The sequence below is a fragment of the Rhodococcus sp. IEGM1428 genome (assembly GCF_050321865.1).
In the GTDB taxonomy this organism is placed as follows: domain Bacteria; phylum Actinomycetota; class Actinomycetes; order Mycobacteriales; family Mycobacteriaceae; genus Rhodococcoides.
This window is the reverse complement of record NZ_JBNQFW010000001.1, coordinates 671428-684536: the sequence shown is the minus strand read 5'-3', so window position 1 is coordinate 684536 and position 13109 is coordinate 671428. Positions and strand designations below refer to the sequence as shown.

At 63.4% G+C, this 13109-nt stretch carries 19 protein-coding genes; 8 read left to right on the top strand and 11 right to left on the bottom strand.

Going from position 1 to position 13109, the window contains the following annotated elements:
* Positions 1-33 precede the first annotated feature (33 nt).
* From rpsQ to rpsJ, 11 genes are read right to left on the bottom strand one after another with little or no spacing between them, the layout of a single operon-like run.
* The gene (gene rpsQ, locus ACQR3T_RS03110) at positions 34-312 is read right to left on the bottom strand and encodes a 30S ribosomal protein S17 (RefSeq protein ID WP_032376635.1); all 279 of its coding nucleotides are present in this window, start codon (positions 310-312) and stop codon (positions 34-36) included.
* The gene (rpmC, locus tag ACQR3T_RS03105; protein WP_032376634.1) at positions 309-554 is read right to left on the bottom strand and encodes a 50S ribosomal protein L29; all 246 of its coding nucleotides are present in this window, start codon (positions 552-554) and stop codon (positions 309-311) included. Before rpmC ends, rpsQ begins: the two co-directional genes overlap by 4 nt.
* The gene (gene rplP / locus ACQR3T_RS03100; RefSeq protein ID WP_027496313.1) at positions 554-970 is read right to left on the bottom strand and encodes a 50S ribosomal protein L16; all 417 of its coding nucleotides are present in this window, start codon (positions 968-970) and stop codon (positions 554-556) included. Before rplP ends, rpmC begins: the two co-directional genes overlap by 1 nt.
* Before the next feature lie 3 nt (positions 971-973).
* Entirely contained in the window at positions 974-1783 is an 810-nt protein-coding gene (gene rpsC, locus ACQR3T_RS03095; RefSeq protein WP_027496312.1) for a 30S ribosomal protein S3, read from the bottom strand.
* Positions 1783-2205, bottom strand: coding sequence for a 50S ribosomal protein L22 (gene rplV / locus ACQR3T_RS03090; protein ID WP_027496311.1), 423 nt, complete (start codon positions 2203-2205; stop codon positions 1783-1785). Before rplV ends, rpsC begins: the two co-directional genes overlap by 1 nt.
* Complete coding sequence (gene rpsS / locus ACQR3T_RS03085; RefSeq protein WP_008718309.1) at positions 2202-2483, bottom strand: 30S ribosomal protein S19; 282 nt, start codon at positions 2481-2483, stop codon at positions 2202-2204. Before rpsS ends, rplV begins: the two co-directional genes overlap by 4 nt.
* A 13-nt stretch (positions 2484-2496) precedes the next feature.
* Positions 2497-3333, bottom strand: coding sequence for a 50S ribosomal protein L2 (gene rplB, locus ACQR3T_RS03080; RefSeq protein ID WP_008718311.1), 837 nt, complete (start codon positions 3331-3333; stop codon positions 2497-2499).
* A 39-nt stretch (positions 3334-3372) separates the two neighbouring features.
* Positions 3373-3678 (bottom strand): 50S ribosomal protein L23, encoded by a 306-nt coding sequence (gene rplW / locus ACQR3T_RS03075; protein WP_008718314.1) that lies wholly within the window; start codon positions 3676-3678, stop codon positions 3373-3375.
* Positions 3675-4352: a 50S ribosomal protein L4 gene (gene rplD, locus ACQR3T_RS03070; RefSeq protein ID WP_032376633.1), complete on the bottom strand. Its 678-nt coding sequence runs from the start codon at positions 4350-4352 to the stop codon at positions 3675-3677. Before rplD ends, rplW begins: the two co-directional genes overlap by 4 nt.
* A complete protein-coding gene (rplC, locus tag ACQR3T_RS03065; RefSeq protein WP_027496309.1) occupies positions 4349-5014 on the bottom strand; it encodes a 50S ribosomal protein L3 in 666 nt (221 codons plus the stop codon). Before rplC ends, rplD begins: the two co-directional genes overlap by 4 nt.
* Before the next feature lie 14 nt (positions 5015-5028).
* Entirely contained in the window at positions 5029-5334 is a 306-nt protein-coding gene (rpsJ, locus tag ACQR3T_RS03060; protein ID WP_003938093.1) for a 30S ribosomal protein S10, read from the bottom strand.
* A 490-nt stretch (positions 5335-5824) separates the two neighbouring features.
* On the opposite strand from rpsJ, the gene ACQR3T_RS03055 reads away from it, so the two are divergent.
* The 8 genes from ACQR3T_RS03055 (at position 5825) to ACQR3T_RS03020 (ending at position 13082) form a co-directional block, all read left to right on the top strand.
* A complete protein-coding gene (locus ACQR3T_RS03055) occupies positions 5825-6319 on the top strand; it encodes a hotdog fold domain-containing protein (protein WP_428692504.1) in 495 nt (164 codons plus the stop codon).
* Between the two features lie 12 nt (positions 6320-6331).
* Positions 6332-7237, top strand: coding sequence for a prephenate dehydrogenase dimerization domain-containing protein (locus ACQR3T_RS03050; protein WP_428692503.1), 906 nt, complete (start codon positions 6332-6334; stop codon positions 7235-7237).
* Positions 7238-7269: 32 nt separating this feature from the next.
* Complete coding sequence (locus tag ACQR3T_RS03045; RefSeq protein ID WP_428693041.1) at positions 7270-8223, top strand: AurF N-oxygenase family protein; 954 nt, start codon at positions 7270-7272, stop codon at positions 8221-8223.
* A 120-nt stretch (positions 8224-8343) separates the two neighbouring features.
* Positions 8344-9315 carry a daunorubicin resistance protein DrrA family ABC transporter ATP-binding protein gene (locus tag ACQR3T_RS03040; protein ID WP_032376628.1) on the top strand — a complete coding sequence of 324 codons (972 nt, stop codon included), beginning with the start codon at positions 8344-8346 and terminating at the stop codon, positions 9313-9315.
* On the top strand, positions 9312-10169 hold the full coding sequence (locus tag ACQR3T_RS03035; protein ID WP_032376627.1) for an ABC transporter permease: 858 nt from the start codon (positions 9312-9314) through the stop codon (positions 10167-10169). Before ACQR3T_RS03040 ends, ACQR3T_RS03035 begins: the two co-directional genes overlap by 4 nt.
* 10 nt (positions 10170-10179) lie before the next feature.
* Positions 10180-11037 carry an ABC transporter permease gene (locus tag ACQR3T_RS03030; RefSeq protein ID WP_428692502.1) on the top strand — a complete coding sequence of 286 codons (858 nt, stop codon included), beginning with the start codon at positions 10180-10182 and terminating at the stop codon, positions 11035-11037.
* A gap of 72 nt (positions 11038-11109) precedes the next feature.
* A complete protein-coding gene (locus tag ACQR3T_RS03025) occupies positions 11110-11994 on the top strand; it encodes a glycosyltransferase (RefSeq protein ID WP_428692501.1) in 885 nt (294 codons plus the stop codon).
* A gap of 170 nt (positions 11995-12164) precedes the next feature.
* Positions 12165-13082, top strand: coding sequence for an esterase/lipase family protein (locus tag ACQR3T_RS03020; protein ID WP_428692500.1), 918 nt, complete (start codon positions 12165-12167; stop codon positions 13080-13082).
* Positions 13083-13109 lie beyond the last annotated feature (27 nt).

The following is a 13109-nucleotide window of genomic DNA, read 5'->3' as shown; positions in this document are numbered from 1 at the left end:
GACCCGGGAATGGGCTCTTCCAGCACTCGGTGCTTACTTGGCCTTTTCGAGAACCTCGACCAGTCGCCAGTGCTTCGTGGCGGACAACGGACGGGTCTCCATGAGCTGAACGCGATCGCCTACGCCGGCGTCGCCCTTCTCGTCATGTGCCTTGACCTTGGTGGTACGACGGATGATCTTGCTGTAAAGGGGGTGCTTGACCCTGTCCTCTAGCTCGACCACGATCGTCTTTTCCATCTTGTCGGATACGACGTAGCCGATCCGGACCTTACGGTTGTTGCGCTCTTCAGTCACAGTGTTTTCCTCGCTCATGCTGCGTCACCTGCTGTGTCCTCGGAAGGACCAGAGGCCAAGCCGAGCTCACGTTCGCGGAGCACCGTGTAGATACGCGCGATCTCGTGGCGCACCACGCGCAGTCGACGGTTGTTGTCCAACTGGCCGGTAGCCATCTGGAAACGAAGGTTGAACAGCTCTTCCTTCGACTCACGCAGCTTGGTGACCAGCTCTTCACCGGTGAGCTCGCGGAGCTCTGCGGCTGGGGTTCCGGTAGCCATCAGAACTGCTCCTCCCTGGTGATGATGCGTGCCTTGATGGGCAGCTTGTGGATGGCGCGAGTCAGTGCCTCACGCGCGATGGTCTCGTCGGGGTACGACAGCTCGAAGAGCACGCGACCCGGCTTGACGTTCGCGATCCACCACTCGGGCGAACCCTTACCGGAACCCATGCGGGTCTCGGCAGGCTTCTTGGTGAGCGGGCGGTCCGGGAAGATGTTGATCCAGACCTTGCCGCCACGCTTGATGTGGCGAGTGATCGCGATACGAGCGGACTCGATCTGACGGTTGGTGATGTAGGCGGGCTCGAGAGCCTGGATGCCGTAGTCACCGAATGTCACCTGAGTTCCGCCCTTGGCGGCACCCGAACGCTTCGGGTGGTGCTGCTTGCGGTGCTTGACCCGGCGGGGGATCAACATGCGTCAGCCCTCCTGAGTGGGCTCGGTCGAGGCCGGAGCCTCGGTTGCGGATGCCGCGCGGCCGGCCTCGGTGCTGGTCGCCGTGGTGCCCGAGGCACCGCTGCGACGCGGACGAGTGGGACGCTCACGACGGGGACGGTCTGCACCGGCGGCCGGAGCCGCAGCGGCAGCGAGTTCACGCCGTCCGCCGACGATGTCGCCCTTGTAGATCCAGACCTTCACGCCGATGCGGCCGAAGGTGGTCTTGGCCTCGTACAGCCCGTAGTCGATGTCGGCGCGGAGCGTGTGCAGGGGAACGCGTCCCTCGCGGTAGAACTCCGAGCGAGACATTTCTGCGCCACCGAGACGGCCGGAGCACTGAACACGAATGCCCTTGACGTTCGGCTGACGCATGGCCGACTGGATGGCCTTACGCATTGCGCGACGGAATGCGACGCGGTTGCTGAGCTGCTCGGCAACACCCTGGGCCACGAGCTGAGCCTCGGACTCGGCGTTCTTGACCTCGAGGATGTTGAGCTGAACCTGCTTGCCGGTCAGCTTCTCGAGAGCTCCGCGGATGCGGTCGGCCTCGGCACCACGACGGCCGATGACGATGCCGGGACGTGCCGTGTGGATGTCCACGCGAACACGGTCACGGGTGCGCTCGATCTCGACCTTGGCGATACCCGCGCGCTCCATGCCGGTGGCAAGAAGCTTGCGGATCTCGACGTCTTCCTTGACGTACTCCGAGTACTGCTTGTCTGCGTACCAGCGCGACTTCCAGTCAGTGGTGATACCCAAGCGGAAGCCGTGCGGGTTGATTTTCTGACCCACTACTGAGCCCCTTCCTTGGACGCCTGGCCCTTACGACGGTTGCGAGACGTTCCGCCGGTCTTGGGCAGGCTTTCGACGATCACCGTGATGTGGCTGGTGCGCTTGCGGATCCGGAATGCCCGGCCCTGAGCGCGCGGCTGGAATCGCTTGAGGGTGGTGCCCTCGTCGACGAATGCAGTGGCGACGATCAGCGTGCTGGGATCGAGATCCAGGTTGTTCTCGGCGTTGGCGGCTGCGGACGCGATCACCTTGGCGACCGGCTCGCTCGCTGCCTGCGGCGCGAACTTGAGGATGTTGAGCGCGTCCTCGACGGAGCGCCCACGAACCAGATCCACGACGCGACGTGCCTTCATCGGCGTGACGCGAACGTGCTTCGCTACGGCCTTGGCAGTCGGATTGGCGGTGGGGGTGAAGTTGGTCATCGCCTCTTCGCCTTCCGGTCGTCCTTGATGTGACCCTTGAACGTGCGGGTCGGTGCGAACTCCCCGAGCTTGTGGCCGACCATGGAGTCGGACACGAACACCGGTACGTGCTTGCGACCGTCGTGGACGGCGAAAGTGTGACCGATGAAGTCGGGCAGGATTGTCGATCGACGGGACCAGGTCTTGATGACCTGCTTGGTTCCCTTGTCGTTCTGGACGTCAACCTTCGCGAGGAGGTGATCGTCTACGAACGGGCCTTTCTTCAGGCTGCGTGGCATTCTGAACTCCCTCCTAGCGCTTGTTCTTGCCGGTACGACGACGACGGACAATCAGCTTGTCGCTCGCCTTGTTCTTACGGGTACGGCCTTCCGGCTGTCCCCACGGGCTGACCGGGTGGCGTCCACCGGAGGTCTTGCCCTCGCCGCCACCGTGCGGGTGGTCGACCGGGTTCATCACGACACCACGAACGGTCGGGCGCTTGCCCTTCCAGCGCATGCGGCCGGCCTTGCCCCAGTTGATGTTCGACTGCTCGGCGTTGCCGACCTCGCCGACGGTTGCGCGGCAGCGCACGTCGACGCGACGGATCTCACCGGACGGCATACGCAGCGTGGCGTAGGGGCCTTCCTTGCCGAGCAGCTGAATGCTCGCTCCAGCGGAGCGGGCCATCTTCGCGCCACCACCCGGACGGAGTTCGACCGCGTGGATGGTCGTACCCGTCGGGATGTTGCGCAGGGGCAGGTTGTTGCCGGGCTTGATGTCGGCATTGGCACCCTGCTCGATCGGCGATCCCTGGGCGATGCCCTTGGGTGCGACGATGTAGCGCTTCTCGCCGTCTGCGAAGTGCAGCAGTGCGATGTTCGCGGTGCGGTTGGGGTCGTACTCGATGTGAGCGACCTTGGCCGGCACGCCGTCCTTGTCGTTGCGACGGAAATCGATGAGACGGTACGCACGCTTGTGACCGCCACCCTTGTGCCGGGTGGTGATGCGACCGTGTGCGTTACGTCCACCGCGACCGTGCAGCGGGCGGATCAGCGACTTCTCGGGGGTCGAACGCGTGATCTCAGCGAAATCGGACACGCTGGAGCCACGACGGCCCGGGGTTGTCGGCTTGTATTTACGGATTGCCATGAGTCTTCTCGTCCTCTATATCCGAAGAGTCCCAGTCGCTTACGCGACCGGACCTCCGAAGATCTCGATGGGCTTGCTGTCGGCGGAGAGCGTTACGAGCGCGCGCTTGGTGTCCTTGCGCTTGCCGTAACCGAACCGGGTCCGCTTACGCTTGCCCTGACGGTTCATCGTGTTGACGCTGGTCACGGTGACGTCGAAGATTTTCTCGACGGCAATCTTGATCTGCGTCTTGTTCGAGTCCGGGTGCACCAGGAACGTGTACGTGCCGTCTTCGATCAGTCCGTAGGACTTCTCGGAGATGACCGGTGCCAGCAAGATGTCGCGGGGATCGGCGATCGTGGTCACTTGCTTGCCTCCTCGTTCTTTGCAGGCCCAGCGATGAAGGTGTTCAGCGCTTCCACGCTGAAAACGACGTCATCGGCGTTGAGCACGTCGTACGTGTTGAGCTGGTCGGGTGCGATGGGGTGCACGCCGTCCAGGTTCTGGACGCTCTTCCACGCCGCGGTGTCTTCGCGTCCGACGACGAGCAGGACCTTCTTGCGGTCCGAGAGCTCGGCGAGGAATGTCTTCGCACCCTTGGTGGATGGAATCTGTCCGGCAACCAGTTCGGTGATCACGTGGATCCGCTCGCTGCGAGCCCGATCGGAGAGGGCACCGCGCAATGCGGCTGCCTTCATCTTCTTGGGAGTCCGCTGGCTGTAGTCGCGCGGCTGCGGACCGTGGACCGTGCCGCCGCCGACGAACTGAGGAGCGCGGGTCGAGCCCTGACGGGCGCGGCCGGTTCCCTTCTGGCGGTACGGCTTCTTGCCACCGCCGCGAACCTCGCCACGAGTCTTCGTGGAGTGCGTTCCCTGGCGTGCCGCTGCGAGCTGCGCAATGACGACCTGGTGGAGGAGCGCGATGTTCGCGGGTGCGTCGAAGATCGCCGACGGCAGATCGACGGTTCCGTTGGTCTTGCCACCGACCTCTTTGACGTCCAGCGTCAAGTTGGTTTCGGTCTTCTTGTCGAGGCTGGTCATGCCCGTGCACCACCCTTCAATGCAGACTTGACGATCACGACGTTGCCGCGACGGCCCGGGATAGCTCCCTTGATCAGCAGCAGACCGTTTTCGCTGTCCACCTTGTGGACCGAGAGGTTCTGCGTGGTTACGCGATCGCCACCCATACGTCCGGACATGCGCATTCCCTTGAACACGCGGCCCGGAGTTGCGCAGCCACCGATGGATCCGGGGCGACGGTGCACAGCCTGTGCACCGTGGCTCGCGCCCTGACCCTTGAAGCCGTGACGCTTCATGGTTCCGGCGAAGCCCTTGCCCTTGCTGGTGCCGGTGACGTCGACGTATGCGCCGTCCTCGAACACTGCAGCGGTGAGCTCCTGGCCGACCTCGAACTGCGAGGCGTCGGCAACGCGGATCTCCACGATGTGGCGACGCGGCGTGACACCTGCCTTCTCGAACTGGCCGGTGGTTGGCTTGTTCACCTTGCGCGGATCGATCGCACCGAATGCGACCTGGACGGCGCTGTAGCCGTCACGTTCCTGGGTGCGGATCTGGGTGACCACGTTGGGGCCTGCCTTGATCACGGTCACCGGAACGACGCGGTTGTTCTCGTCGAAGACCTGGGTCATTCCGAGCTTGGTGCCCAGAATTCCTGTCGCAGGCCGGTTCTTGTTATCAGTCATCGTTGTCTCCGCGCTCACTGGATGTTGACGTCGACACTGGCCGGGAGGTCGATGCGCATGAGCGCGTCCACCGTCTTCGGTGTCGGGTCGAGGATGTCAATGAGCCGCTTGTGAGTACGCATCTCGAAGTGTTCGCGCGAGTCCTTGTACTTGTGCGGCGAACGGATGACGCAGTACACGTTCTTTTCTGTCGGCAACGGCACCGGTCCGACGACGCGGGCACCCGTACGGGTGACCGTTTCGACGATCTTGCGCGCTGACGCGTCGATCGCCTCATGGTCGTAGGCCTTGAGCCTGATGCGGATCTTTTGTCCCGCCACGCTTAGTGTCCTTTTCTTGCCGCTTGGTCGTAGAACGGGCCGTTCGGCCTGCTCCACCTCGTCTGCACAGTCCCCGAGCCGGTGGAACCCACCGACCCGAACTGCCTTCGTGCACACACGACAGTGAAAAACGTTGACGACCCAGGCGTGGCCTGCATCCGTTGCCGCTCTTCATCTGTCATGGTTCTCCGGTCCACGCGGTCGGGCGTGTCGCGATTCCGCTCATTCGTCTGCGCTGAAACTTTCGCTTCAACCATCCGTACCGAACGAAACCCGCACCGATCGAGCTGGTGTTCCGGACGCGCTCACGTGGAGCGCTGGTCTCATGTCTTGCTCAGCCGGCTCTACAGCCGACTCACCTGGTTCAGGCCGCACGCAAGCGCGTCCCGTGTCCAGGCAACCCGACCAGTATGCCGCAGTCCGGGCGACAGATCAACTCGGGGTCCGTCGATCGTCGTCGCGCTACCTTACCGAGCAGTAAGGTAGCGCCATGACCTCAGTCCAGAGCACCACGGGCGCAACCTATCGCGCCTGGTCGAAGCTTCCCCACAACACTATCGGGTCCACCGTGTTCTCCGTCGGCATGTGTCTCCGGGTCCCCTACTTCGCTTCCGTGCTGCCGCGAGTGGTGGCCCTCGAACCGGGTCGCTGCGAGGTGACGGCTCCGAAATGGTTCGGAATTCGGAACCACCTGGGCACCTTCCACGCCATCGCCGCATGCAACCTCGCCGAGGTTGCGATGGGCATGCTCGCCGAGGCGACGGTGCCGACCTCGCACCGTTGGATCCCCAAATCGATGAACGTCCGATACCTGACGAAGGCAACCACCTCACTCCGTGCCGTCGCGCAACTCGATCCGATTCCCGACTTCTCCGCGGTGACCGACGGACTCGAAGTCGTCGTGCCCGTGTCGATCAGTGACACCGCAGGCGTCGAGGTGGTGCACGCAGACATCACGATCTGGGTGTCCGCCGCGGCCCGTTGACATACTCGAACGATGAACACGGTTCGGCAGTGGAAGTCCGATGACTCGGTGGTCGTGGTCGGCGGGTCAGGGGCTGTCGGCCGCCTGATCGTCGACCTGATGCGCGGCGATGGCGTACCCGTGACGGTCGTCGACGTGCACGAGAGCTCCGACGCCGCCTCGCCGGTCACGGTCGGAAACATCACCGCGCCCGACGCCCGGCTCACTTCGGTACTGACAGGTGCTGCGACGGTGATTCTGGCGGTGCCCGAATCCGTGGCGTTGGCAGCAGACCTCTCGGCCGTGCAGTCCGAAGCACTGGTGGTGGAGACCTTGTCGGTGAAATCCGGATTCGCGCGCCACGTGGATGCCACCGACCGCCTCGGTCCCACCGTCGGAATCAATCCGATGTTCGCCCCGTCGCTGGGAATGGCCGGCCGCCCGGTGGCCGCCGTCGTGCACCGCGAAGGCCCATCCGCGGACGCCTTTCTCGACACGGTCGCACGGTGGGGTGGCCGAGTCGTTCTGCTCGACGCCGCGCGCCACGATCGCCTCGCCGCCGCGACGCAGGCTCTGACGCACGCCAGTGTGCTGGCGTTCGGGTTGGCACTGGCAGAACTCGACCTGCCGTTCGGGGACATCGCTGCCGTTGCACCTCCCCCACACGCAACGATGCTGGCGGTGCTCGCTCGCATCACGGGCGGCGAACCCGAGGTCTATTGGGACGTACAAGCAGGCAATCCGCATGCCGCCGAGGCCAGAGCTGCACTGCGGCGCGCCACGCAAACACTGAACGAGGCGGTCGATTCCGGTTCCGAGGCCCAGTTCGCGCGACTGTTGACCGAGGCAGAGTCCGCGCTGGGCGGAAGCGGCGATCGCTATCGAGCTGTGTGTGCGGAGATGTTCGGTATCGTTCGAGGTAGCAGTGGGAACCGATGACCGCTGGTAACAGCGCGGAGGCGAGGCACGCAATGCTGGAACAGCCGTCGTTGCCGGAGTTCGACTCCGACGATGTCGTGGAGAGTGCGGTCGTCTCGCGGTTGGCCAAGAACTGGGCGCAGCGCGCGACAGTGAAAAAGCCCGAACCCGAGCTCGACGACCTGTTCGACACGTCCAAACAGGATTTTCCCGACGCCCTCATACCCTTCGGCGAGCACGACACCTTCACCGGTGCCACCCCCGAGCAGAAGGATCGCCTCCGAGCCTGGGGTTGGATCGCGTTCAACAAGAACGTGATGGATGTCGAGCAGCACGTCGTCCACCCAGGTTTCGCGCTTCTGGCGCAGGACGTGTTCGAGACCGGAATGGGCGACACCCTCGCGGTCGCGGTGACCCAGGCGATGGTGGACGAGCAGTACCACACGCTGATGCACCTGAACGCGAGCGCAGCGACGCGGCGAGGGCGTGGGTGGGCGCTGTCGGAGCGTTCCCTGCCCTTCAGCTCGACGGTGCGTCGGCAACGTACTGCGCAGGCAACCAGCGACGACTCGTGGTCCGCTGCGATCAGCTCACTGGCATTCATGACGGTTGCGGAGATCTCCATCACGTCCTACTTGGACCTGATCGAGGACGACGACGTCATCCAGCCCATCAATCGGGCGACCGTGAAACTGCACAATCGCGACGAGTACTGCCATGCGTCGATCGCCGACGACATGGCCGCGATCGTCTTCGATCGACTCGGAGCCAACGACCGACAGAAGTTCCTCGACGGTCTCGTCGACGGCATGGATGCGTTCTCGAGCAGCGATTTCTCCACCTGGCGACGCATTCTCGAGCTCGAGGGCATCCGCGGTGCCGACGAGATGCTGGCCGACGTCGAGCAGGACAAGAGTCGCCGCGCTCTGGTTCAGGACTACAGCGGGCTTCGATCTCTGTGCCGGAAGCTCGGCGTCGAAGACAGTATCGATATCGATTGGGGCTGACTGCGGAGGTCACCCGGTGTCGACCCGCAGGTAACATTCTCGGGGAATTCCGGTATCAAGTAGTGGCCCTCGACTCCACGGGGTCCTGCCCACCATTCACCCCGACAGCTCGGAGAATCGATGTCGTCAGCTCAACACGCAGCCGTACACGTGGAGGACGTACACAAGTCCTTCGGTGATGTGCATGCGCTGCGCGGCATCAGCTTCTCCGCCGAGCGCGGGACCGTCCTGGGCATTCTCGGTCCCAACGGTGCCGGAAAGACGACCACGGTCAAGGTGCTGTCGACCCTGATCGCACCGGACAGAGGCAGAGCTTTCGTCGCGGGACACGACGTTGCCGCGGACGCCCCGGCGGTACGACGCTCGATCATGATGACCGGACAGTATGCGGCCCTCGACGACACCCTGTCGGGCCGCGAGAACATAGAGTTGTTCGGCCGCCTGATGGGCCTGGACAAGAAGGCCGCCAAGGCGCGCGCCAAGGCTCTGCTCGACGAGTTCGACCTTTCGGATACCGGCAAGCGGCCCGTCCGTGGGTACTCCGGCGGCATGCGTCGCCGCATCGACATCGCGTGCGGATTGGTCGTGCGGCCGGAGGTCGTGTTCCTGGACGAGCCGACCACCGGACTCGACCCGCGCAGCCGCCAGGGCGTGTGGTCACTGGTCGAAGCACTCAAAGCACAGGGCATCACCGTGCTGTTGACGACGCAGTACCTCGAAGAAGCGGACGTCCTCAGCGACAACATCATCGTCATCGACAAGGGCACCGTGATCGCGGAGGGCACGTCCGATCAGCTCAAGGCCATGACCGGTGGCAGCTACTGCGAAGTGGTGCCGCTCGATCCCGGTCAGCTCCGAGCGGCCGCGCAGGCATTGGGGGACATGGTCCCTGCTGCGGTACACGCCGAGATCACCGCTACCTCCGACCGGCTCTCGGTGCCTGCACCCGACGGCGCAGCGACGCTGTCCGAGATCCTGCGCCGCGTCGACGCGGAGGGAATCGTGTTGGCCGACATCGCACTGCGACGACCCTCGCTGGACGACGTGTTCCTCACGCTCACCGGGCACTCGCAGACGAGCTCGAGCTCGTGACGGCCACGACGCGGGGCTTACCCAAAACACACTCGAGGTTTGTCGAGCGGACCGGTGCCGGCTCCACCACACAGCAGCCGAAGCGGCGGTCACGAACGCGGCCGTCCGGATTCGTCCAGTGGCAGGCGCTGACCGGACGTGCTCTGTGGACGATGCTCACCAAGGGCGAGTTGCTGATCGCGGTCATCGCTCCGCTGATCTTCACCATCGGCTTCTACCTGCCGTTGAAGTTCGTGATGGGCCTACAGGGCATCAACTACGCGCAGTTCCTGATGCCGATCATCGTGCTGCAGGCTATGGCCTTCACCGCAATTTCCGCCGCCCAGAGAGCCTCGACGGAGGCGATGAGCGGACTCAATTCTCGTTTGAAGACGATGCCCGTAGTACGTGGTGTCCCCTTGGTGGCACGGATCTCGAGCGGTGTGGTCCGTTCGTTGGTGTCGTTGGTATCGGCCCTCGGTTTCGGTTACGTCATAGGTTTTCGCTTCACTGCAGGATTCGGTCAGGCCCTGTTGTTCTGTGCACTTGCCATGCTGATCAGCACCACGTTGTCGATCGGTGCCGATGCGATCGGGACGCTGTCGAAAAGTCCGGAAGCCACCAGCCAGGTATTGACCCTCCCCCAGCTCATCCTCGGTATGGCCTCGTGCGGGTTCGTTCCGGAAAGTGGCTTCCCGGAACTCATCCGACCGTTCGTACGCAACCAGCCGATCTCGCAGTTCTCCTTCGCAATGCGCGACATGGCCGAAGGCGGAGTCAGCTTCCAGGTGTTGTGGCCGTCGCTCGCATGGGTGGCCGGCTTGATCGTGTTCTTCGTACCGCTCGCCATCTGGGCGAGCTCCAGGCCAGAGTGACGAGTCCGAGATGACAATGTCCGAAGCGTCGGTGAACACAACCCGCCGCGTGTCCAGCTTGACCTTCCCCGAACCCACTATGGTCCTGGGCGAAAGGTCTGTTCGTGCGCTCTGGACCCACAGTCTGATCCAGGCCAAGCGACTGTTGATGCGATGGATGCGCGATCCGTCGACGATGATTCAAGCGTTGCTGTACCCCGCGTTGATGTTGGTCATGTTCCGTGTCGTACTCGGTAACTCGATTTCCGCGGCCACCGGAGCGCCGGCGATCTACGGTCAGGTGCCGATGATCGCTCTTGTCGGAGCCATGTTCGGGTCCATCGTCAGCGCTGTCGGCCTCAAGGGCGAGCGGAAATCAGGCTTGTTGTCCAGGTTCTGGACGACACCCACTCACCGCGCCGCCGGCCTGCTGGGCAGAATGATCGCCGAAGCAGTTCGAGTGCTCGTCACCACCTCCGTCATCATCTGTGCGGGTGTCGCGATGGGATTCAGATTCTCCCAGGGAATTCAGGCCGGCATCTTGTTGATCCTGATTCCGGTTGTGTTCGGTATCGGGTTCGCGGTGATGGTGACATTCCTGGCCACGGTCGCCGGAGACGCACCACTGGTCGAACTGGTATCGATCTTCTGCACCCTGTTGATGTTCTTCAATGCGGGATTCGTCCCTGTGCTCGCCTATCCGCTCTGGCTGCAACCGGTGGTTGCGGCGCAGCCTATGTCCGTTGCAGTCAATGCGATGCGGAATCTGGCTATGGGTGGTCCAGTCCTGACCCCGGTGTTGCAAACTCTGGCGTGGTCACTCGGAATGGCAGTCGTGTTTCTGATACCGGCAATCCGCGGTTACAAGAAGGCATCTTCGGACGGCTGACGAACAGGCGCACGACCGCATTCGGACCGGCCCCTTCCGCTCGAGCCACGTCCTTGCGTACCGTGAACCGCCGTGACCTCTTCGAGCGTGCCCACCGTATCGGTGATCATTCCTGTCGGCTCGTTCGATCGACATCTCGAGGCACAGCTGAGGGCTCTAGCAACGCAGGATTTTGCCAATGAGTTCCAGGTCGTCATTGCAGACAATTCCGACTGCGCCGAGCTTCGGAAGTACCTCGACACATGCGAAGTCCGTGAGGGCGTGTCGATCCTGTACGTCGACGCATCCCAGGCGACGGGGGCCGCGCATGCTCGCAATCGTGGAGCCGAAGCGGCGACCGGTGAGCTGCTCGCCTTTTGCGACGCCGATGACGTGGTGCATCCCGACTGGTTGAACAGCCTCGCCCGGCTGGCGACGAATTACGATGTGGTCGGTACCGCAGTCGAGACGTCGACGCTCAACGACGAACGGGCGTTGTCGTGGACGACCGGCCCTGCTCCGGAACAACAAGGGCGAACTTCGTTTCGCCCGTTCGCAATCGGTGCCAGCATGGCGTGCCGCGCGGAGGTCTATCGCGCTCTCGGCGGCATGGACAACCAGTTCGCAGCCAGCCAGGACGTGGAGTTCAGTTGGCGCGCACAGCTGGCGGGTCACAGTTTTTGCTTCGATCCACAGCCTAAGGTCTCGTACCGTCTTCGCGACCGACTCCGACCGCTCCTGCGCCAGTCGTACCGGGCCGGTTACGGCACCACGAAGCTCATCGGTGTGTACCGCCCACTCGGTTGCCCTCCCCTGAGCATTCGGACCGTACTGCTCAGATGGGGCGTGTTGATCCTGCGCAATCCACTGTTCCCAACATCGCTGACGAAACTGTCGCGAGGGCACTGGTTGCGTGCCCTGTACATCCGCGTCGGGGAACTGCGCGCCGGTATCGAACACCGAGCGTTCAGCTGGTAGCAAATCGGGCTTACCTGTGAGCATCGTCACAGTGGGGATCGAGCACAACCCGCGGACCAGTAGTTCTGCAATTGCCCAAAAGGGTACTCGCACTATGAATGTTACGGTTGTGTCACCCACATGCTATCGCCGACGTCGTCCGACGCGGTGAGCTGAACCCGAAAGAGGCCATGGCGATTACAACACGAGCCGCGCGAATTCTCTGTGCGCTCGCGGCAATCTTCGCCGTGACCCTCTCCGGACAAGCCACCGCCTCCGCCGATCCTGCCCCCACGCAGTTTCCTACCGTGGAGGGGACCAACGACTTCGGCTGCGTTCCCAGCCCCGAACATCCACGACCTGTCGTGTTGATCCACGGCACCAAGATGGATGCCACGACGTGGACCGTTCTGGCTCCGCAGCTCATCGAACAGGGCTACTGCGTGTTCGCACCCAATTACGGTGCAGTCGGCCTGCTGTTCGAGCCTGGCAAGGTCGTGTGGGGCTCGGGCGACATTCCCGAATCGGCGCGTGAGATCGGCGGTTTCATCGATCGAGTTCTCACCGGGACCGGTGCCTCGCAGGTCGACATCGTCGGACACTCGCAGGGCGGAATCGTAGCTCGGCAGTACATGAAGTTCGACGGTGGTACCGATCCCGCCGACCCCCCACGAAACAAGGTCCACAGCCTCGTCACCCTGGGTGCCACCAACCACGGCACAACATTCGGTGGACTGCAGGAATTGGCGAAGCTGGTCGCCTCGTTGGGGCTTCCCGGTGACGCGATCACACCGTTGACCTGGAACATGGCCGGAGCCCAGCAATTGGTGGGTTCGCCGGTACTGGTCAATCTCAATGCCGGCGGTGACGCCCTTCCCGGCGTCGACTACACGGTGATCGCCACTCGGGACGACACGATCTCTACGCCCCCGGAGCAGACCTTTCTTCGTACCGGTGACACGGAGTCGGTGCACAACGTATGGGTCCAGGACGTCTGCCCTGCCGCAACCACTACTCACGTCGGGCTCGTCACGGATCCGGGCCCGAATTACATGGTGCTCTCCGCACTCGATCCCGAATACGCCTCGACTCACACCGCACCCTGCTGACCTGACGGTCCGGTCTCTCGGACCGAG